Origin of the sequence: Umezawaea sp. Da 62-37 (assembly GCF_032460545.1) — a bacterium.
In the GTDB taxonomy this organism is placed as follows: Bacteria; Actinomycetota; Actinomycetes; order Mycobacteriales; family Pseudonocardiaceae; genus Umezawaea.
In genome coordinates this window covers 9,814,790-9,835,039 of sequence record NZ_CP135965.1, presented here as the reverse complement: position 1 = coordinate 9,835,039, position 20,250 = coordinate 9,814,790, and the positions used below count along the sequence as shown (strand labels likewise).

Sequence of the window (20,250 nt, the reverse complement as noted above, 5' to 3'; positions counted from 1 at the left end):
GATTGGGCAACGTCGACCACAATAACTCCTCGATAGCACAGCAGGCGGAAACCCAAAAGCGGACAGGTTTCCACTATCGGTGGTGCTCCTACACGAACCCCAGACCCCCAAGCAGATGACGACAGCCCTTCCGGGCCGTGCGATCCGATTTCCCCGACTTGACCGCGCTCAACCCTTGTTACCGACCTCCCAGGATCGCCGCAACCGCACCGAAGCCCCTAACCATTGCGCTGAACAGCGACGTAACGAGGTTGTACGGATGCAAACGAGGCCGGTCGGCGTAACCCGGCCCCCAACGGGCGGCGAGCCCGTGAGCCGCTCGCACGAATGTCGAACCCGCACTGGTCCAAGAGAGTGCATGTTCGGAGATCACTTTTCGCGAGACCACATTGCAGGTAACCACCGGAAGAGTTGTCAACACCCGGATGATCTGCTTGCATGGCGACGGCGTCATTTATTCTCGCGTGTTCACAGCGAGCTCCTCCCGGTGTCGAATCACGAAAAAACCGACAGGTCGGATGGAATTATGATCGAGAAAATCCTGGAGATCGCACGCGCCGCTTCCGAGGCCGCGCCACCGGTCGGCGACCCGGCGTACCCGCTGTTCGCGGCCACCGCCGCCGAACTGCTCCAGCGGCGGTGGGGCGAGGTGCTCGACGCCAACGACGCCGATCTGGCCGCGGCCGTTGCCGCGGGCTCGGCCCCGGCGATGGTCGAGCGGATGCGGCTGACCGATCAACACCGCGAGGCACTGGTCGAGTTGACCCACCGCGTGTGCGCGGACCTTCCCGGCGTCACCGCCCCCGGACCCGAGACGGAGGGGATCGGCGGCAGCCGGGCCCACCAGGTCGCCCGGCCGCTCGGCGTCCTGCTGATGGTCTACGAGTCACGGCCGATGGTCACCCTCGACAGCGCGGTGCTGGCCGTGTGCACGGGCAACGCCGTGCTACTGCGGGGCGGCAGCGAATGCCTGCGCGCCAACGGTGTGCTCGCGGAGTTGATCTCCGACGCGCTGCGCGCCCGCAACCTGCCCGAGGGCTTGGCGCAGGTGCTGCTGGACACCGATCGCGCCCAACTGCGGGACCTGCTGCGCCGTGACGACGCGATCGACGTGCTGGTGCCGCGCGGCGGCGCGGGTCTGGTGGACTACTGCCGCACCGCCTCCCGCGTGCCGGTGATCGCAGGCGGGGCGGGGGTGAACCACCTGTACGTGCACTCCACCGCCGACATCGCCCTCGCGGTGAGGCTGGTGCTCGACAGCAAGCTCCCCGACCCCGCGGGGTGCACGGCGCTGGAGATGCTGCTGCTCGACGAGGACGTGGCCGACGGCTTCTTCGCGGAACTGGTCGAACACGTCGACGAACCCGATGTCCGGACGCTCATGCTGCGGCTGACCGAGGAGACGGGACAACGACTGCCCCAGGCCCTCGAGGAAGCGCTGGAAGTGCAGGAACTCGCCGCCAACGACGACGGCAGGGAATTCCTCGACCCGACACTCGCCGTCCGGGTGGTCCCGGGTATCGCCGAGGCCGTGCGGCACGTACGCCGCTTCGGCACCGGCCACACCGACGGCATCGTGGCGCGCTCCCGGCGGGCGTCCGAGGAGTTCTGCGCACGGGTCGACTCCGCCGCGGTCGTGGTGAACGGATCGTTGCGCCTGCACGACGGCCCCAGTCTGGGCATGGGCCCGGAGATCGCGATCAGCACAGGACGACTGCACGTGCGCGGCCCGGTCGGCCTGGACTCGCTGCTCAGCAGGAGCTGGGTGGTCCAGGGTGCGGGAGCCGTGCGCTTCCGCACCGGTGGCACCGAGGGGAAGGGAGACCGGTGATGCCCGGTGACCAGGACCGCGTGAGCGACGCGGTGAAGAGGATGGTGATCGCGGAGTCCAGGATCTCGCTGGATCCCGGATCGCTGCGCGAGGACGAACCCCTCAACGGCCGGGTGCTGCGGGTGACCTCGGTCGGCTTCCTGTCGATGCTCATCAGGCTGGAGGACGAGCTCGACGTCGTGCTGCCCGACGACCTGTTCGCGGGCCGCACGTTCCACACCGTCGCCGACCTGGTCGACGTCGTCATGCCGACCTACCTCAAGGAGGTCGAATGACCACCGCGACCGGGACCCTGACCGGTCCGCGCGCGCTGAGCTGCTACACCGCGAACCTCGCGGCCTACCTGGAGCACCGCGATCCCGGCTCGCTCGACACCATCGCGCGCACCGTGCACCTCGCCGTGCGCACGCTCCCCGACGACGCGCTCGCGGTGTCCCACCACGCCGAACCGCTGCACCGCCTACCGCGCGACGGCGAACTCCGCCATGCCTGCACCCGCTCGCCCATGACGCTGCTGCGGGAACTCGACGAGGAGCTGGAGCGCCACGGTCGGATCGTGGTGTTCGCCTCCAGCGCCACCCTGCCGTGGTCGATCGCCCGATCCGGGAGGGGCGCACCGCACCTGCTGCTCGTCGACGGCCACGACGGTGAGCGCAGGCACGTCGTGGACGAGTTCTCCGCGCAGCTGCCCGATGGGCGGCAGGAGCCCTTCGCGGGCTGGATCGACGACGACGCGTTGATCGCCGTGATGCGACCGGATCCGGCCCCACCGCGGGAGCACGCGTTGCGCGACGAGCACGCGTTCGGTGTCCCCCTCCCCCGGCCACCGGTGGGGACCTACCGCTGGCTGTCGCTCGGCGCCGGCGGTGTTCCCGGCGAAAGCCTGTCCGAGCACTGGCGGGTCGGAGCCGAGTCCGCGCTCACCACACTGCGCGACTTCTGGTCCGAACTGGCGGAACACCCCGGCCGGGCCCGGTTCCTGGACGACATGTGGGCGGCCTCGCAGCACCACACCTTCCGCTACGCGCGGCTGCTGCGCGTCGAGCAGCCCGGTGACGAAGACGCCGCGGTGTTCCGCACCGCGGCATCCGCCTGGACCGACCTGCCGATGGCGTTGCACTTCGCCGCGCGCTCGGCGGCTCGCGGACGAGCCAGGCCCGCGGTGGTCACCACCACGTTCGACCACCTGATCGCCGCCGAGCTCGCCGCGCAGCGGCTGCTCGACGGATACGGGTACCGGAGTGCGCCATGACCGGCCTGCGGCTCCGGGCGGAGCTGCGCCCCGGTGAACGACGGGCGCCGCTGACACCGCACGACGCGGGTCTGCTGGTGGCCGACGGCGTGCGCGTGACGGTGGAGGACTCGCCCCACCGGGTGTTCCCCACCGCCGACTACGCCGCGACGGGGTGCCTCGTCGCCGAACCGGGCAGCTGGGTCGACGCACCCGACGACGAGATCGTCCTCGGCCTCAAGGAACTACCCGACCACCCCACCGCCCTGCGGCACCGGCACATGTTCTTCGGCCACGCCTACAAGGGGCAGGTCGGGGCCGCGGCGCTGCTGACCAGGTTCACCGAGGGCGGCGGCACGCTGCTCGACCTGGAGTACCTGACCGATGACAAGGGCCGCAGGCTGGCGGCGTTCGGCTACTGGGCCGGTTACGTCGGCGCCGCAATGGCCGTCCTGCACCACCGCGGCCGCATGCCCACCCCACTGGAACCGATGTCCGTGTCCACTGTGGACGCGCTACTGGCCGGAGGCGAGCCGTGTCGCGCGATCGTCATCGGCGCACTCGGCCGGTGCGGACACGGCGCCGTGCGCGCCTTGAGCGCGGCGGACCTCGACCCGACCCTGTGGGACCTCGACGAAACCCGAGACCTCGACCGGCAATCGTTGCTGGACAACGAGTTGCTGGTCAACACCGTGCTGACGCGGACACCGGTGCCGCCGTTCCTGACCAAGGACGACCTGAGCCGCCCACACCGATTGACCACGATCGCCGACGTGAGCTGCGACGTCGGGTCCGCGTGCAACGTCCTCCCGATCTACGACCGCACCACCGACTGGCGGCACCCCGCACGCCGGGTGCACGACGGCCCACCCGCGGTGGACGTGATCGCGATCGACAACCTGCCCTCCCTCGTGCCACTGGAATCCAGCACCGCGTTCTCCGCCGACCTGGTACCCCACCTGCGCGGGCTCGCCGACTCCACCCGGCCGTGGCGGCGCTGCGCCGACCTGTTCGCCACCAAGACCAGCGAGGGACACGCCGATGACTGACCTGGTACCGCCCACCGGCCGCATCCACTGGGTCGGCGCCGGCCTGTCCACCGGCAGCGGGCTCCGCGTCCTGGCGTCGGACCACGACGTCGTTCTGTGGGCCCGCACCGTCGAGCGGGCCGAACGCTGCCTGAGCAAAGTCGGCGCCACGGGCCTTGCGTCCGCGCGCGCCTTCGACCACGACACCCTGGCCGGCGAACTCCGCCCCGGCGACGTGGTCGTGTCGATGCTGCCCGCAACCGAACACCTCGCGCTGGTGCGCCTGTGCGTCGACAGGTCGGCGCACTTCGCGTGCAGCAGCTACCTGTCCGACGACGTCGCCGCGCTCGCGTCCACGGCGGCCGACCGGGGCCTGGTGGTCCTCGCCGAGGCGGGGCTGGACCCCGGCATAGACCACCTGCTCGCCCACCTCCTGGTGGCCCGTGCCGGCGAGGTGGGGGGCACCGCCGCCTTCACGTCCTACTGCGGCGGCCTCCCCGCTGTTCCCAACGACTTCCGCTACCGCTTCAGCTGGGCGCCGCGCAGTGTCCTCACCGCGCTGCGCACACCCGCCCGCTACGTCGAACACGGCAAGGAGACCGCCATCGCCCGACCGTGGGAAGCAACCCGCACGCTCCTGATCGGCGGTGAGAAGTTCGAGACCTACCCCAACCGCGACAGCATCCCGTTCATCGACCGCTATCGGGTGCGGTGGCCGCTCGACACATTCATCCGCGGCACCGTGCGACTGGACGGCTGGCGCGACGCGTGGGCGGACGTCTTCCCGGTCCTGGACGACGAGTCGCGCATCGACACCACGGCGACCGAACTAGCCCACGCCCATCCGATGACCGAACTCGACCAGGACCGGGTGATCCTGTCCGTCGCACTGCGGATCGTCGACGACGACGAGGTCCGGTGGTCGGGTGAGTACCTCCTGGACACCGTCGGAGACCGGACGGAGACGGCGATGGCCCGTACCGTCTCCGTCACGCTGGCGTGCGGGGTCCTGGACATCCTCGCCGGCGCGACGACGCCGGGAGCGCACCGCGCGGCCGATGACGCCAAGGCTTCGACCAGGTGGCTCACCCTCCTACGCCACTACGGTGTCCTCTGCGAATTCCGTCGCCCGAACGAGCCGTGAAGTACACGAGCGATCGCCCGAACCGGGATCAGATGCCCTCTGGAGGGACTCGACTCCGGGAGCGGCGTGGCCAAACTCGTGTTCCTCGCGTCGGCACCCGAGTCACGGGGTGACCATGGGCGAGAAATCCCGGAGGTAGTCCACGGCGGTGAGGCGTTCCCATGTCGGCAGGTGCGTCACGTCGGGGGATCAAGCGGCAGCGCGCGTTCGCGATGCGGGCGGCGAGATCTGCCGAGACGTCGGGGACGTGACGCGGTCGGCGCTGCCGACCAGCACGAGCGTCGGTGGGCGCAGCGCGGTAGCCGGTCCCGGACCTCGAAGGCGGCGATAAGGTCCCACGTGGCAGCTTGGACCGCGAGGTCGTTGCCCAGCACCGTCTTGTGGGCGCGGTTGGTCGAGATCCGCACAGTTCGCTCGACGAACGGGGAGCGGTGAGGTCCTCAATGGCCGTGGCGCCGCCGCCTGCCCGGATGCCGTCAGCGCGGGAGTGCTTCTTTTCCCTGACTCGCACCCGTGACCGTCAGGAAAGCCTGTGCCAGCATGCACATCGTCACGTGCCGGTACCACGGAGTCCACTTGCGAACCTGGCAGGCATCCACCCCGAGCCGGTCCTCGCCGATCCTGTTGTCCTCCTCGATCCTCCAGCGCAGCCCGGCGGCCCGGATCATCGCGGTCGTCGTCGCGGTCACCGGCGCGTGGACCAGGAAGAACTCGACGTCGCAGGACGACCGCCGATCCTTGTGTTTCCTCATCTCCTTGGACCGTCGGATCAGCAGGGTGTGGCCGAACCCGGCGGGGGGCTGCTCCTTCACCGTCACCGCGTGCGTCGACCAGTCGTACAACCGGGCGCCCTTGCTGCCCTCACCCGCCGTGCGGCGCTCTCACCGGTGAACCCCCGACCTCAGAATGTCTTTGCAGGACAACGCTTCCCCTCGTACGCCGGGTCCATCGGGACAGTCATCGCATACGCGATGCCGCCGTCGTGGCAGAACAACCGCAGATCGGGGTCACGGCCGTAGCCGGAGTCCGCGGCGAACCACCCGAACGGCACCCCCGCGTCCACCAGGCGCGCGAGCATCCTCCGCACCAGTGCGGATTTCGTCGCGAACTCCCCATCCACCGGACCCCCCGCCGCCCGGCACCACGCCGGATCGGAGGTCCACGCCTTGGGTAAGTACAACCCCCGATCCACGAACGCGTGCCCGGCCTCGGTGGCACAGGTCAGCATCGGCATGACCTGACAGTTCTCCATCTGGTCGGTCAACCCGCAATGCCGCGGGGCGACACCGACGCTCCTGTCGCCCTTCTTGACCGCCTGCGTGTCGTCGGCGACCACCACCGCGTCCACCGATCCCAGACCCGCCACCACATGCTCACGCACCCGGTCCCGCAGCACGTCGGCACCCCACACCGCACCGTCGCGCAGATGCTCGAACGGACGCGGCGCGGCCAACCCCGCGCGCTCGGCCAGACCCACGAGTTCTTCTTCGGCACATCGGCCAGCAACGCCCGCACCATCAACCCGAACGTCGCCCACTCGTGTCCGGCCGGTTGAACAACGAACCCAGACCATCGGTCAGGGCCCGCAGATCGGCGTTCCAGCCGGCGATGTCCAGGGCGGTCACGGGCTTCACCATGCCAGGGGATACGGCCGATCAACCAGCCCGGTTCAAGATCTCGGAACGTAGTACCTGGGCCACCATGTCGTGACATCCGCTTCCGCCGAATAGCGGACGTCGCGACCGGACGGCGGCACGTGCCACTGCCACCGAGCACCGCGTCGGCAAGCCCATCGGTCGTTGCGGTGCAACCCAGTGCGCCAGCATTTCCCGGTCTCGCAATGTATTCGCTGCCAGCCGCAGCTTTGGTTAGGGTGCTGAACATGGGTTACACATTCGTCCGTCATCGGATCGCCTGAGGCTGGTGCTCTGCCGGTCGTTGACGGTGGATTCACCTTGCCTTGCCCCGCATGGTCTTGGTCCGGTGGCACCAGTTGACACTCACCGCCGACAGGCCTCATGTCTTGATCCCTTTCCGCTTCGGGCGTCTGGCGCTCTTGATCCGACAGGATGACTTCTGATGTCTTCGAACACCTCGTCAAGCTCACGCTGGACACCGACCTTCGTACTGGTGCACGGTTCCGGTGCAAGTTCGTTCATGTGGGCTCCAATCCAGCGTGACCTCGCGTTGCTCGGTCACCGCAGCTTCGCCGTAGACCTCCCTGGGCACGGCTTGGAGGCGCAATACCCGGTCGCCTACCAGGCACCGCAGGATCTCGGCGCGTGGGCGACGGAGGCATCGACGCTGGCCGGTGTCACCTTGCGGGACAACGCCGACCGGGTCGTGGAAGTGGTCCGCCGCGTCGCCGAGCATGGACCGGTCGTGCTGGTGGGCGCCAGTCTCGGTGGGACGGCCATCAGCGTCGTCGGGAACCTGGAGCCACACCTGGTGGATCGGCTCGTTTACATCTCGGCCTGGTCCTGTGTGGAGCGTGCCAACCCCGTCGAGTACATGGGAGAGCCCGAGTTCGCCACCAACCTGCTGGGCCCGCTCGCCGCGCTGAACGTCGGCGATCCTGCGGTGCTCGGAGTTGGTCGGGCCAACTACCGCACGGCCGATCCCGCTCTGCTCGCCGGACTGAAGAAGGCGATCATGGCTGATACCACCGATGAGCAGTTCCGGGCCTTCCTCAATATCTTGCAGCCCGACGAATCGCTCTCGGTGATGATGGGTGACGCTCGGGTCCAGGCGGACACATGGGGCACGATCGCCCGCAGCTACATTCGGCTAACCGGAGACCGTTCGCTCCCGATCGCCATGCAGGACCGGTTGATCGCCGAAGCAGACGCCCTGACCCCCGACAACCCATACGACGTCCACACCCTGGACACCTCGCATGTCGGGTTCGTGTACCGGGCGCCCGAGGTGGCCGCCATTCTCGACAAACTGCCCGTTTAGGGAGGAGTGCGGGAGGCCTCATACCTGACGACATGAGCCTCCCGGCTTTCAAACACAGGAGAGTGGCGCTATTGCGTTGGTCGGAACGTTGGCTGCCAATAGCGATGCTCAACCGGATGACAGAGCGTCCACTTCTGCGGCTGACCGTGGACGTCCACTGACGCCGGTGCGAGCACGTCTTGGAACCGCTGTGGTGGTTCAGGTCGTGCGCTCGGCGATGGTGGATTCAATCGGTGGACGCAACACCGGTGTCTTGGACAGGTCGTAGGTGATCGTCGAGGGCTTCGGCGGGCGTCTTCCAGCCCAGTGTCTTGCGGGGTCGCGAGTTGAGCTCGGCCGCGACTGCGGCGATGCCCTCAGCGCTCCACCGGGAGAGGTCGGTGCCTTTCGGGAAGTACTGGCGCAGCAGGCCATTCGTGTTCTCGTTGGTGCCGCGTTGCCAAGGAGAATGCGGATCAGCGAAGTAGACCGGAAGCCCGCTCTGAACGGTGAGCCGGGCATGTGCGGACAGTTCCTCACCGCGATCCCAGGTCAGCGACCGACGCAACCGCTCAGGAAGCTCGGTGATGGTCCTGGCGAGGGCGCCTGCCATCGTGACCAAGCCGTAGCCCGCCAGCGCCGAACCGTTCTTCGTGCGCGGGATGACACCCCAACCCTCTTCACGAGGCAGGCGTACCAGCATCCTGAACCTGGTCGTGCGCTCGACCAGAGTGCCGACCGCGGAGCGCCGCAGACCGATGACCAGGTCGCCTTCCCCATGCCCCGGCACGGCGCGGTCGTCGGCTTCGGCCGGGCGCCGGCTGATCAGAACCTCCGGGGTGACGTGTGCCCACGCCTTCTGCCTCGACCTGGCACGCGGGACCCGCAACGCCCGACCCGTCCGCAGACAGGCGACGAGTTCGCGTTGGAGAGCGCCACGGGCTTCGACGTAGAGGGCTTGGTGGATCGCCTCGTGGCTGATCCGCATGGACTCATCATCCGGGAAGTCGTCAACGGTGACGATGGTCAACTCTGACAACGCCGACCGATGACCATTGCCCGACAGCCGAGGTCGAGGCGCGGGCCGGGATGCAGGAATGACGATGATCGGAATAGACCTTCCGTTCTGTTCATCTATCGCAGCAGCCGATCCGCGAGACGTCGTCGTTCACGTCCCACCATCGCGCAGCACGCAGGCAGCACTGAAGTGTCACTCCTATTCGCACCCGACAAGCGCGTCAAGACCGAGCAACGCTGACCGTCCGTTGATTCTATTGAGCAGTCCCGACCTGAAACGGATCGGCACACGGAACTCGGCGAGGCGCAGAGCCGCGAACGTATCTCCGGAACGGGGTGGCGCTTCCCGCCGGTTGAAGTCGAGCGCCAGCGGTCCACTCGACCGCGCCGGAGGTTAGTGAGCGGTCCAGCAGGCGAGGATGTCGGAGGTGACCTCGTAGGCCAAGTCCGCCGGTGACTGCCCGTGTTGGCCGATCGTGCCCGACAGGCCGGTGGCGTCGGTTTGCAGCGTCGTGTTGTCCTTGAGGATGACCACCGTGCCGGTCGGCGTCTCGTAGCCGGGCTGCCCCAGCCCGGCGAGGCCGGTGAGCGGGATGGTAGATCCCAGGCGTGCGCGTAGTGCGTCGAAATACCCTTGCGCTGACGCGGTGTCCGGCGATTCCTTCACCGACAGCACGAGGCGGCCAGCCGGCAACTGGTAGGTGCACGTGTAGAGGTGATCGGTCCAGGACGTCGTGGTGGGCGGCGGAGTCGCCAGTCCCAGGATCGTGGTGAGAGCGGTCTGGATCTGCGGTCCGCAGACCATCACGGTGGACGCGGACGGTTGGTCGCCCGCGGGTGAGGACATACCGGGCATCGTCATCCCCGGCGCCATCGTCATCCCCGGCATCGACATGTCCGACGATGCCGAGCCGCCTGGTCCGGCCTGGGTGGCAGCCTGCGTTCCCGCGCAGCCCGCCACCAGAAGCGACAGTGCCACGACCAGACCCCACTTCCAGTGTCGAACGATCATCTCGCACTCTCCCGTCGGGGTTCGGTACCTGTTGTTCGCAAATACCGGCATCGTGGTTCGACATTCCGTTCGAACCGACCGGACGGAGCTGTCGCACCACGACTGGCGGATGATTTCTCATATGGAATTTCTCCACGTACCGGGTTCACATCGAACCGAGGTGTGGTCGATTACGAATACTCCTCATTCGACATCTCGAACCACGGGAATGCCGATCCGGTGTGAACCCCAGGAAGAACTGGAGACCATCACCATGATCAGTCCACTGACGAAAACCACGAAGGCGCTCGGGTTGCTCGCTCCCGCGGCGTTGCTGGCACTGCCGTTCGCCACAGCCGCGCCGGCCGTGGCGTCGGCCGCGGCGCCGGCGACCTACCAGGCGGCCCTGGCGCCGATGAACCTGTCCACCGCGTCCGGCACGTTCATGCTGCAGCTCGACGGGAACAGCGCCACGATCACCGAGGACGTGCGTGGCGCGGCGGCCACGTTCATGGGCGCCCCGTACCCGCATGTCCAGCACATCCACATCGGCGGCATGGGCGTCTGCCCGGGCAAGTCCGCGGACGCCGACGGTGACGGCGTCGTCTCCACCACCGAAGGTGCCCCCTCCTATGGCGGTATCGGCACCACCCTCGGTGTCAGCGGCGACACCAGCCCCGCGGCGGGCACAGACGTCAAGATCGCACCCTCGGGCGCCGAGTTCCACTACTCCCGCACGATCACGCTGGACGCGGCGACCGTGGCGAGCGTCCAGGGTGGCAAAGCGGTGATCGTGGTGCACGGCTTGGACCCGGCCACGTTGAGCCAGAAGGCCCAGGACGCGAAGAGCGACCTGGTGCCGGCGTTGCCGCTGGCGGCCACTTCGCCGATGTTGTGCGCGCCGCTGAAGGTGTCCCAGATGAGCCAGGTCCCCGCCGGGTCCGCAGATACCGGCGGAGGCGCGACCTCCGGTGTGCGGGACCCGTGGCTGTTCGGTCTCGGCGGTATGACCCTGCTGGCCGCGGGCGGCGCGTTCGCGCTGCGCCGGCGGGTCAGCCCGGCGAAGCAGTAGTCCGATCATGAGCTGGGTCCACCGGCTGATCGGCGGTGGTCGTCGACGCCTCGCGGTGTCGGCGACCGCCGCCGGGCTGGCCCTGGTCGGATCGGCGGCGCTGGTGTTCGGCATCACCGCGCAACACCACGCCCCCACACCTCCTGCCTCGGCTGCCCTGCCCACCACCCGACCCGCCAGCGGCTCCGCCGACGCGCCCTCCAGCACCACGGCGTCGACCGGGCCGGTGCTGGGCGCGTCGGTACCCACCGTCCTGGACATCCCCGCTCTGGGCGTACACCACGACCTGATCACCCTGGGCCACAAAACTGACGGCACCGTGGAAGTGCCCCCGCTGTCGGATGTGGCCGTCCCCGGTTGGGATCGCTTCTCCCCCACCCCCGGCGAGCTGGGGCCGGCGGTCATCCTCGGACATGTCGATGCGGCGACTCAGGGCAGGGGCGTGTTCTACAGCCTCGGTGCGCTGCGACCCGGCGACACCGTGTCGATCACCCGCACCGACCACTCCGTCGCGGTGTTCCGCGTGGACGGTGTCGACGAGTACTCGAAGGACACCTTCCCCACCCTCACCGTCTACGGCAACACACCCGATCCCCAACTCAGGCTGATCACCTGCGGTGGGCCCTACGATCCGGAAACGCACAACTACCTGAGCAACATCGTCGCCTTTGCGACCCTGGTCGACTCCCACCCTGCGACATGACCACTGGAATCCGCTCCCACGAGAAGAGGTCGTGCATGAGGAAGCGGCACTTTCGCCAACCGATGCCATGACTTTTCCTCGCCCGCCACTTGGTACTCCGCGAGTCTGATCTTGTTGTTCAAGGACCCAGGCGGTAAGGCGCATCCCTGCGTGCTCATGAGTGCAGCCCTTGGTCGATCATCTTCTTGCGACAGGAGGACGATCGATCCAGGCGCTGCGTGATCAGTGCGCACGATCTCGACCGGGAACAGGCACTCGGGGACCTCAGTCGGTTCCGCCGGGAGTTCCACCGCTGTCCGACCACACGGTCGGACGGGTTGTTCGAGCTGACCGACGCCGTGCTTTGCGCCAGCGGACCGGTCCGGACGTTGGTCGGGTTGTCCCTGGCGCCGGAGCACCGACGAGGACACGGTGGGGAGTTCGTGTTCGGCGACCCCACCACCTGGGCGACGAACATGCGGTGATCAGCACCGACACCCGCCGCTACGGGACGGCGACCGTCCAGGCCTGGAATCGGTTGCACCCCAGGCTGACCAGCCGCAGCGCGTGGGCCGACCACGACGGGCCACCGCCGATCATCGAGGGCACCGTGATCCGGTTGCGGGTGGATCACCTGCCCAGCGGCGGGGTGAACAAACCGGTCTGGTTGTGGTGCTCCGGTGTCGACTCGACACCCGAGGACGTCGACCGCTGGTGGTGGATGTTCCTGCGCCGATTCGACATCGAGCACACCTTCCGCTTGTTCAAGCAGACCTTGGGCTGGACGAGGCCGCGGTTGCGCGATCCGGAATCAGCCGACCGGTGGACCTGGCCGCTGCTGGCCGTCCACACCCAACTCCGACCGGCCCGAGGGTTGGTCACGAATTTGCGGCACCCGTGGAAACGCCCCGCCGAACCGGCCAGGCTGACCCCGGCACAAGTCCGACGAGGGTTCCGCAACATCCACACGAAGACCGCACATCCAGCAGCAGTCCCAAACCCGACGCGGCCGGGGGTCGGCCGTCCCTCGGGCTCGAAAAACCGTGTTGCAGCGCAACGCTTCGACGTCCGACTCGTCCTGGCCACCGGGCAGGCATACACCCGACCCGCGCATCACAAGAAGGGCACCAAACCAGGCCGAACCACTTGACGACAAGCAGAGGGCGCACGCCGTGGTCGCGGTGCCGACGTGTCCCGATGAGTGGTGAGTCCGGTGGGGTTTCGGCGCGGTTTTCGGTGGTCCAACCAAAGATCGCGAGTTTTCGGCGTCCCGTTCGAGCCGTTTCGTTGACACCACGAGGCGAACGCCGGGACTCTGAACCCGGCGAACATGTGCTGCACTCGACTTCGTGGTGCCCTGGGAGACCACCGAGGGCACCACGAAGTCCCGCACTGCCCACGCCGTCCGGTTTCGCCACGCTGCTCGAGGTCCGGCAGTGTCCGGCGAACTCGTTCCGCTTGCCCGGCACCGGAGACCCGTTCCTGGTCTCCGGTCGGGGAAGAGTCGTCGCGTCGGGGTCAGGTCGTGGGCGAGGAGGTGAACTCGTGGAAGTACTTCTTCGTCTCCTCCAACAACTGCAGGTGGTCCAGTCCGGGATTGTCGGCCTTGACCACGGGCTCGAAGTACTCGTTGAACGTGGAGAAGTCGAGCTTCGCGAGGTCGATGACGGACTTGCGGGCGTAGAAGGCGCTGACGTGCTCCACCTGCGTCTGCAAGGCAGACGACCGCACGGATTGCGCCCAGACGTGGAAGTCCACCCTGACCAACGACTGACCGTCGCCGTCCAAGGCGATCACGAGCCGGTCTGTCGTGCTGCCCTCGGCGTTCTCGCCACCCAGCACAGCTTGCACAGCGGTCGTGAAGATCTGCGCGATGCCGTTGACCACGTTGTCGCTGCCACCGCCGACGAAGTCCCGCACGGCGGCCATGATGACGTCGGGAATGGTCTGGGCGGTCTCGGAGCGGATGGCGTGGGTCTGCTTGAACTCCGGCCCGAAGGTGGCGACTGCCGGAGTCCTGTCGGTGCCCACACCCGCGCTCAGCAACGCGATCTGGGTCTGCTCCTGCATCAGGTCCGCCTTCGCGGAGGCGAGGTCGTCCAACGTCTCCAGATGGGCTTTCGCCTCCTGAAGCAGGTCCGTCGAGGCGTCGAACGACGTGATGACGTCTCTTATCGCTCCCATGGCATGTCCTTCGGTCGGCAACGGTGCTCTGACCCGAAATCGGTGTGCGCGTGCTTCACCGGTGATTCCACGTCGAGCGGTCTCCCCTTCGTCGCCGGTGATGATCTCGTCGTTACGGGGCTAATCGGCAGGGAATGGAGGTCGCCATGACCGGTACCGCCCGAGCGCTCTTCGCACTCGTCATCGGCCCGTGCTGGACATGCTGGTCAGGAGGTCGACCGAGGTGGACATCGACGCGAGGGCATCGCTGACGGTGTCGAGGGGAACGCCGGTCTCGTCGAAGCTCGCGGTGAGTTCCATGTGCTCACGTGTGCGGATGGCGAACACGGTGATGCCGTTCGACCCCACGGCGGAGCCGAAACCGTAGTAGCGCCGCAGGCCCTCCTCGCGCCACGGCATCGCGGACAGGCCGGGCAGGGTGGGGATCGAGTTGAAGGTCATGATCATCGGTGCGCTCGGGGACGAGGTCGTCAGGGGCGGCCGAGAGCGGGCGACGACGTCGGTGGCCATGCCCATGACGGTCGCGGGCAGCGCTCGTCTCGTCTCCCTGGCGGCTTTCATCGCCGTCTCCACCGCGCACGGGTCGGCGAGGTCGGCGGTGAGGTAGAGGCTCTTGGACAGGTTGCCCCAGCGTGCTCCGGAAGCGTTCGGCAGCAGGGAACGGAGGTCGAGCAGGGTGTAGAAGCCCTGGTCGTGAATCGGCACACCGTGAAGTCGCAGCGCTTGGTAGGCGAGCGAGGTGAGCACGCTCGTCAGCGAGACGCCGCGGGCGTTGGCGTTGCGCCATCGGGTGATGTCCTTGAGTGCGGCGTTGCTGAGCACGGAGCCGACGGCCGACGGGCGCAGGGTGACCGCCGGTCCGGTGGGACGCGGCACGGGCGGGGCGGTGCGGGCGCGGACGTACCGGGCCCAGTCGCGGTGGTGCGGCCGCAGGCCCGCCAGCAGCGCCCGGACCGGTTCGGCCGTCCGGGCGCGGTCTGCGACGGCGTCGAGCCGCTCCTGATCCCCGTGCGACAGCGCGAGGATCAGCTGGGTCAGCGTGATCGCGTCACCCACGGCGTGGCTGATCTGGACGAGCAGCGACCCGGCGCTCGCCACCACGAGCAGTGGGAGGTCCGCGGGCGCGGTGACGTGGTCGGCGATGTGCTGGTCGAGGTCGTCGGGATCGGGGTCCGGGGCCTCGACGACCATCCGGTCGAGGTGGGCTTCCCACTGGTCTGCCGGCACCGGCACCCAGCGCAGCGACAAGGGGTCGATCCGGCTGGTGACCGGTGACCGCGGGAAGCGCCGCGCGTGTTCGGTGAGGACGGCGCGGATCCGGTCGACCGGCGCCACCGCCAGCGGAGTGGCGAGCACCACCGACCTCATCGGGGTCCAGGACCGGTCGATGCCGGCGATGCGTGTCGGACGGGGTGTGCCGGTCACGGGGTGGAGTCCTTCCGGTCGGTCCGGCGCACCGAGTGGTACACCGCGAGTGTCTGTCGGGCGATCCGTGCCCAGCCGGGCACATCGGCTTCGGTGCGCTCGGTCGCGTCGAGCCGGGCGGTGACCGCGGCGGCCACGTCCGACGGCCGGGTCCCGGTCAGCGTGGCCATCGTGCCGAGGTGGTCCGCGGTGATCTCGCGGTGGGCGGGGATGTCGCTGAGCACGACTCCGGCCCCGGCGGCGGCGGCCTCCACCGGCGCCATGCCGAAGGCTTCGTGCTCGGACAGCGACACCAGGACCCGCGCTGTGCGCAGCCAGCGGTGGACATCGGTGGTGCTGAGGGGGCCGGTGAACCGGACCCGTTCGGCCACGCGTAGGTCGCCCGTCAGCTCGCGCAGTTCCTCGAGCTGCGACCCGTCGCCGATCACGACGAGTTGGACGTCCGGTGGTATGTCCACCAGGGCGCGCAGCAGGGTCGCGACCCTTTTGTAGGGTTCGAGCCTGCCCAGGCTCACGATGGTCCTGGGCTCGCCGGGGAACGGCTCGGCCGCGCGGAGTGCCGCGAGGTCCACGCCGTTGGGCACTACCCCGGTGCGGGTGGCCGTGGCGGGGAAGTCGCGGACGACCAGGTCTCGTTCGGCGCGGGACACGCAGATGACCGCGTGCGCCGCCCGGAACACCAGCTTGCCGACGAACCGGTAGCCGCGGTGCAGTAACACGGCCCCTGTGCTGTGCCCGCCACCGTGGTAATGCGGGGTGAACACGACCGGGGCGCGGAATCCGATGAGTGTCGCGAAACCGCAGGTCGCGTGATAACTGTGCACGTGGATGAGATCTGCGTCACGTGAAGCACGCAGGGCGGCGAAAAGCAGGCCCGGTGAAATCGACATGACCCTGGTGCGCCATGCCGGATAAGTGGTGATTTGCACACCGTCGCGCGTTTCGGACAGCGGGCGGCGCAATCCCCGGCGGGCGGTGAGGACGCGCATCCCGACGCCGAGCGCGGTGAGTTCTCGTACGAGGTGACCGGTGTGCGCCTCCACTCCGCCCAGTTCCGGCGGGAATCCGGGGGTCACCAGCGTCACCCGCATCGGCCCGTTCACGAAAGGTGGGCCAGTTCGACGATTCGGTCCGCGATGACGCGGTGCCCGTCCACGGTGGGGTGGACGTCCCGGAGTCGGCAGTAGTACGTCAGTGCGCATAGTCGCGCGACCGGGTTCGGAATCTTCCCGTATGTCGGGTCGTCGACGATTTCCTCCAGTGGCCCGTAGCCACCTGTGGCGGCCGTGATGTCGGCGAACAGCGCGCCGACGGCGCTGTACTCGGCCCGCAGGGCGGGGTTGAGCTGGTCGCGGAACAGCGCCACGGAGGCGACCGCGAGATCGCGGGCGCCGGGGGTGGTGGCGACCCAGGCGCCGAGGTACACGTCCGGGTAGGTCACCCCGACGATCGGCGTCGTCGGACCGACGGCCGACCGCAGCGCGCCGAGCAGGATGGCGAGGTTGGCCCGCAGTGCCTTGCCCGCCTCGGCGAGGCAGGCAGTCGCGTCGGGGCGCGGGGCGCCGTCCGGTCGTTGCACGCAGGGTTTGATGTCGTTACCGCCCACGACCACGGTGACCAGCGCGATCCTCTCGCGGTTCCCGGTGATGAACGCCACGGCGGCGTCCACCTGGGCCTGCCGCGGGTAGGCCGGGGCGCCGGGGCCGCTCGCGCCGGCGGCACAGCCGGGATTTTCGCGCAGCGCGGTGGAGGTGACCCCGGCGCAACCGAAGTTGACCAGTTCCAGCGGCCGCCCGGTGACGCGGGGGTCGGCGGCGACCTGGTAGGCGAAACCGTCGGTGGTCGTGGAGCCGGAGCCGTCCGGCGACGGCCGGTACCCGGCCGCGTAGGAGTCACCAATCGAGACGTAGAGCCGGTCGGCGCCGCCGATGGGCGCGGACACCCCGGCCGTGGTGATCGGTGCCGCGCACCCGGTCAGGGCCAGTGCGACCGCTGACGCCATCAGGAACCGGCGTCCTGGCTTCGCCATGTCTCCCCTTGTCCGTGGTCGGATGTTCGACTGGTTAAATCTGCGTTAACCGGGGATGCTTCCTTGTCCCCGATGTGTCCGGGATGTGAATTCCACCCCGTCGCAAAGCGTGCAGTGCCTTGCCGTCTATCGCGTTCCTCCCATCCCCGTTACAGCCCTCAATAGTGAGCCGGGATACGCGGGTAGCCGTCGAGCATCGGTTATGGGGATTCCAGCTGAGTCCATGCGGAAATCGAATGGGGCCGAGATGGCCACCAATGCGATCGGTGCTCACTTTTCATCAGTAGCCCTCATGCGAAAGCGGTGGATGGGTCGACGCGGAATACATATTCGTCACCCATGATCTTGTAACGACCGAGATCGGATGATCGATCCGATCTCACGCAACGGCCTATATCAGATCCGAGGCAGGAGACCAGATGGTCAAGCTCTCGATAATCATGCCCGCCTATAATGAGAGTGCGACCATTGTCCATGCGATCGCACAGGTACTCCGGGTCGACTACCCGTGCCCGGTGGAGCTGATCGTCGTCAACGACGGCAGCTCCGACGGGACCGCCGAACTGCTGGAGGCCTACGGCGACCGCGACGTGCTCGTGGTCAACCACCCGCGCAACCTCGGCAAGGGCGCCGCGGTGCGCACCGGCGTCGCCCGGTCCACCGGCACGCACATGATCATCTTCGACGCCGACCTCGAATACGCGCCCTCCGACATCCCCGCCATGCTCCAACACGTGCTCGACGGCCGCGCCGACCACGTGTTCGGCGCCCGCGTCTTCGGCTTCAACACCCGGTACCCGTCGTTCCGGTTCGCCACGGGCGGGCGGCTGCTGACGCTGGCCGCCAACCTGCTCTTCGACAGCTGCCTCACCGACATGCACACGTGTCTGAAACTGGTGCCGATCGGGGACTTCGAGGCGCTGCGACTGACCGAGAGCGGCTTCGGCCTCGACACCGAGCTCACCGCGCGGCTGATCCGCGGTGGCGTGCGCCCCTACGAGGTGCCGATCAGCTACAACGGCCGCTCGTTCCAGGAGGGCAAGAAGATCAGCTGGTCCGACGGCCTGCGCTGCCTTGCGATCCTGACGAAGGTCCGCGCCGAACGGGTCCCCCAGGCATTGCCCGCCCGCCCCGCGGTCCGGGTCCCCTTCCCCGCCGAGTACCTCCTCCCAGTGCCCGCCACGGCCACCAACCGGGACAGCAGGCGGGCGTCCGGCCTGCACGCCGAGATCCCGGTCCGACCGGTCGGCGAAGCCGACTCCAACGACGCCGCCGTGGCGATGTGACGTCCTCCACGACCACCTCGCACGACGACCGATCCGATCGACTAGGAGACAAGAACGTGGACAGCGCCACAGGAGGCGACGCGGTGGAGCACGGCGGCGTCGGCGATGGCAGGCAGAGGCGCAGACGAGTGTGGGTGGTGGGGCCCGGTTTCCGGTTCCTCAGCGGACTGACGGTGTACACCTGCCGCCTGGCCAACGCCCTCTCCGTCGACCATGACGTCTCCGTGCTGCTGCTGCGTGATCTGATCCCCGCCCGCCTCTTCCCCGGCGGCAGGCGCGTCGGGCAGGACCTCAGCAGCCTGCGCTACGCCGAGGACGTCCGGATCGTCGGCGAGATCGACTGGTTCTGGGGCGACCAGGTCCGCCGGGCGGCCAAGGCGCTGGCCGCGGAACGGCCCGACGTCCTGGTGTTGCAGTGGTGGACCGCCGCGACCTTGCACACCTATCTCGCCCTCGCGGCGGCCGCCCGCCGGGTCGGCGTGCCGGTGGTCATCGAGTTCCACGAGGTGCAGGACACCGGCGAGGCCTCCGTGCCGTTCGTGGCGAGTTACTGCCGCCGGGTGATGCCCGCCCTGCTGGCGCGCGCGTCCGGCGCGCTCGTGCACAACAAGCACGACCTCGACCTGCTGCACGAGACCTACGGCGCCGGGAAGCTCGACCACCTCGCCGTGGAGATCGCCCCGCACGGCCCCTACGACCACCTGCCGCCGGCGACCGCACCGCGCACCGCGGCCGATCCCGATCCCGACGGCGTGACCCGGTTGCTGTTCTTCGGGCTCATCCGGCCGTACAAGGGGGTCGAAGACCTGGTCACGGCCTTCAACGCGCTCAGCGCGGACGAGGCCGCCGCGTTCACCCTGACCATCGTCGGCGAGACCTGGGAGGGGTGGACGCTCCCGGCCGAGCTCATCGAGCGCAGCCCGCACCGCGACCGCATCACCTTCGTCAACCGGTACGTCAGCGACCAGGAGGCGGGCAGGTTCTTCGCCGAGGCCGACGCGCTGGTGCTGCCCTACCGCCGCGGCTCGGCGAGCGGACCGCTCCAGATCGCCATGAGTTCGGGCCTGCACGTCCTGCTCTACGCGGTCGGCGGTCTCGTCGAAGCGGTGGCCGACTACGAAGGCGCGGTGCTCGTCACCCCGGACGACGTCGTCGCCCTGCGCGAGCGCATCCTCGACCTGCCCGCGCATCGCGCGCGACGGTTCGACGATCCCCACTCGTGGGCCGCCACCTCGTCCGCGATCGACCGGATCGCCGGCGCGCTCGCCCCCCTCCGCGCCGCGGCGGTGACGTGAACGGCACGGACACGGCATCGTCGGCCCCCGAGCGCCCGGTGTCCACAGCGCGGTCGGCACGACCACCCGGCCCCCCGACCGCGTCGCGGACGAGGTGG

General features: G+C 68.6%; 17 protein-coding genes and 1 pseudogene. 10 read left to right on the top strand and 8 right to left on the bottom strand.

Translation table 11 applies throughout. The annotated features are described in order from the left end of the window. Positions 1-526: 526 nt before the first annotated feature. From RM788_RS44455 to RM788_RS44435, 5 genes are read left to right on the top strand one after another with little or no spacing between them, the layout of a single operon-like run. On the top strand, positions 527-1,831 hold the full coding sequence (locus RM788_RS44455) for a glutamate-5-semialdehyde dehydrogenase (protein WP_315926664.1): 1,305 nt from the start codon (positions 527-529) through the stop codon (positions 1,829-1,831). Continuing rightward, a complete protein-coding gene (locus RM788_RS44450) occupies positions 1,831-2,106 on the top strand; it encodes an acyl carrier protein (RefSeq protein ID WP_315926662.1) in 276 nt (91 codons plus the stop codon). Before RM788_RS44455 ends, RM788_RS44450 begins: the two co-directional genes overlap by 1 nt. Further along, positions 2,103-3,083, top strand: coding sequence for a hypothetical protein (locus RM788_RS44445; protein ID WP_315926660.1), 981 nt, complete (start codon positions 2,103-2,105; stop codon positions 3,081-3,083). The genes RM788_RS44450 and RM788_RS44445 overlap by 4 nt, the downstream gene beginning before the upstream one ends. Beyond that, positions 3,080-4,111 (top strand): saccharopine dehydrogenase, encoded by a 1,032-nt coding sequence (locus tag RM788_RS44440; protein WP_315926658.1) that lies wholly within the window; start codon positions 3,080-3,082, stop codon positions 4,109-4,111. Before RM788_RS44445 ends, RM788_RS44440 begins: the two co-directional genes overlap by 4 nt. Next, complete coding sequence (locus tag RM788_RS44435) at positions 4,104-5,234, top strand: saccharopine dehydrogenase family protein (RefSeq protein WP_315926656.1); 1,131 nt, start codon at positions 4,104-4,106, stop codon at positions 5,232-5,234. Before RM788_RS44440 ends, RM788_RS44435 begins: the two co-directional genes overlap by 8 nt. A gap of 476 nt (positions 5,235-5,710) precedes the next feature. On the opposite strand, the gene RM788_RS44430 is transcribed toward RM788_RS44435, so the two are convergent. Together RM788_RS44430 and RM788_RS44425 are read right to left on the bottom strand one after the other, a co-directional pair. Next, positions 5,711-5,986: a hypothetical protein gene (locus tag RM788_RS44430; protein WP_315926654.1), complete on the bottom strand. Its 276-nt coding sequence runs from the start codon at positions 5,984-5,986 to the stop codon at positions 5,711-5,713. A 149-nt stretch (positions 5,987-6,135) separates the two neighbouring features. Next, on the bottom strand, positions 6,136-6,711 hold the full coding sequence (locus RM788_RS44425) for an IS701 family transposase (protein ID WP_315926652.1): 576 nt from the start codon (positions 6,709-6,711) through the stop codon (positions 6,136-6,138). Positions 6,712-7,313: 602 nt separating this feature from the next. Between RM788_RS44425 and RM788_RS44420 the strand changes: the two genes are divergently transcribed. Beyond that, complete coding sequence (locus tag RM788_RS44420) at positions 7,314-8,192, top strand: alpha/beta fold hydrolase (protein WP_315926650.1); 879 nt, start codon at positions 7,314-7,316, stop codon at positions 8,190-8,192. 226 nt (positions 8,193-8,418) lie between these two features. Here the strand turns inward: RM788_RS44420 and RM788_RS44415 are convergent. Beyond that, a pseudogene (locus RM788_RS44415) lies at positions 8,419-9,180 on the bottom strand (IS30 family transposase); the annotation flags it as partial. A gap of 402 nt (positions 9,181-9,582) precedes the next feature. Then, the gene (locus tag RM788_RS44410; RefSeq protein ID WP_315926648.1) at positions 9,583-10,200 is read right to left on the bottom strand and encodes a hypothetical protein; all 618 of its coding nucleotides are present in this window, start codon (positions 10,198-10,200) and stop codon (positions 9,583-9,585) included. A 253-nt stretch (positions 10,201-10,453) separates the two neighbouring features. Between RM788_RS44410 and RM788_RS44405 the strand changes: the two genes are divergently transcribed. Further along, positions 10,454-11,251 (top strand): GVDTG sorting domain-containing protein, encoded by a 798-nt coding sequence (locus RM788_RS44405; RefSeq protein ID WP_315926646.1) that lies wholly within the window; start codon positions 10,454-10,456, stop codon positions 11,249-11,251. 55 nt (positions 11,252-11,306) lie between these two features. Continuing rightward, positions 11,307-11,954: a class F sortase gene (locus RM788_RS44400; protein ID WP_315926644.1), complete on the top strand. Its 648-nt coding sequence runs from the start codon at positions 11,307-11,309 to the stop codon at positions 11,952-11,954. A 1,497-nt stretch (positions 11,955-13,451) separates the two neighbouring features. Here the strand turns inward: RM788_RS44400 and RM788_RS44395 are convergent. The 4 genes from RM788_RS44395 to RM788_RS44380 all read right to left on the bottom strand — a co-directional run bounded on the left by RM788_RS44395 (position 13,452) and on the right by RM788_RS44380 (position 17,571). Then, entirely contained in the window at positions 13,452-14,117 is a 666-nt protein-coding gene (locus RM788_RS44395; RefSeq protein ID WP_315926642.1) for a hypothetical protein, read from the bottom strand. A 180-nt stretch (positions 14,118-14,297) separates the two neighbouring features. Continuing rightward, the gene (locus RM788_RS44390) at positions 14,298-15,542 is read right to left on the bottom strand and encodes a hypothetical protein (RefSeq protein ID WP_315926640.1); all 1,245 of its coding nucleotides are present in this window, start codon (positions 15,540-15,542) and stop codon (positions 14,298-14,300) included. Next, positions 15,539-16,633, bottom strand: coding sequence for a glycosyltransferase family 4 protein (locus RM788_RS44385; RefSeq protein WP_315926638.1), 1,095 nt, complete (start codon positions 16,631-16,633; stop codon positions 15,539-15,541). The genes RM788_RS44390 and RM788_RS44385 overlap by 4 nt, the downstream gene beginning before the upstream one ends. Positions 16,634-16,641: 8 nt before the next feature. Then, entirely contained in the window at positions 16,642-17,571 is a 930-nt protein-coding gene (locus RM788_RS44380; protein WP_315926636.1) for a GDSL-type esterase/lipase family protein, read from the bottom strand. A gap of 419 nt (positions 17,572-17,990) precedes the next feature. Between RM788_RS44380 and RM788_RS44375 the strand changes: the two genes are divergently transcribed. Both RM788_RS44375 and RM788_RS44370 read left to right on the top strand, forming a co-directional pair. Further along, positions 17,991-18,857, top strand: coding sequence for a glycosyltransferase family 2 protein (locus RM788_RS44375; RefSeq protein WP_315926634.1), 867 nt, complete (start codon positions 17,991-17,993; stop codon positions 18,855-18,857). 56 nt (positions 18,858-18,913) lie between these two features. Further along, complete coding sequence (locus RM788_RS44370) at positions 18,914-20,152, top strand: glycosyltransferase (RefSeq protein WP_315926632.1); 1,239 nt, start codon at positions 18,914-18,916, stop codon at positions 20,150-20,152. The last annotated feature ends 98 nt before the right edge of the window (positions 20,153-20,250 follow it).

Coding starts and splice junctions, on each gene's coding strand:
- RM788_RS44455 (WP_315926664.1), top strand. CDS start 527: ATGATCGAGAAAATCCTGGAGATCGCACGCGCCGCTTCCGAGGCCGCG.
- RM788_RS44450 (WP_315926662.1), top strand. CDS start 1,831: ATGCCCGGTGACCAGGACCGCGTGAGCGACGCGGTGAAGAGGATGGTG.
- RM788_RS44445 (WP_315926660.1), top strand. CDS start 2,103: ATGACCACCGCGACCGGGACCCTGACCGGTCCGCGCGCGCTGAGCTGC.
- RM788_RS44440 (WP_315926658.1), top strand. CDS start 3,080: ATGACCGGCCTGCGGCTCCGGGCGGAGCTGCGCCCCGGTGAACGACGG.
- RM788_RS44435 (WP_315926656.1), top strand. CDS start 4,104: ATGACTGACCTGGTACCGCCCACCGGCCGCATCCACTGGGTCGGCGCC.
- RM788_RS44430 (WP_315926654.1), bottom strand. CDS start 5,986: ATGAGGAAACACAAGGATCGGCGGTCGTCCTGCGACGTCGAGTTCTTC.
- RM788_RS44420 (WP_315926650.1), top strand. CDS start 7,314: ATGTCTTCGAACACCTCGTCAAGCTCACGCTGGACACCGACCTTCGTA.
- RM788_RS44410 (WP_315926648.1), bottom strand. CDS start 10,200: ATGATCGTTCGACACTGGAAGTGGGGTCTGGTCGTGGCACTGTCGCTT.
- RM788_RS44405 (WP_315926646.1), top strand. CDS start 10,454: ATGATCAGTCCACTGACGAAAACCACGAAGGCGCTCGGGTTGCTCGCT.
- RM788_RS44395 (WP_315926642.1), bottom strand. CDS start 14,117: ATGGGAGCGATAAGAGACGTCATCACGTCGTTCGACGCCTCGACGGAC.
- RM788_RS44385 (WP_315926638.1), bottom strand. CDS start 16,633: ATGCGGGTGACGCTGGTGACCCCCGGATTCCCGCCGGAACTGGGCGGA.
- RM788_RS44380 (WP_315926636.1), bottom strand. CDS start 17,571: ATGGCGAAGCCAGGACGCCGGTTCCTGATGGCGTCAGCGGTCGCACTG.
- RM788_RS44375 (WP_315926634.1), top strand. CDS start 17,991: ATGGTCAAGCTCTCGATAATCATGCCCGCCTATAATGAGAGTGCGACC.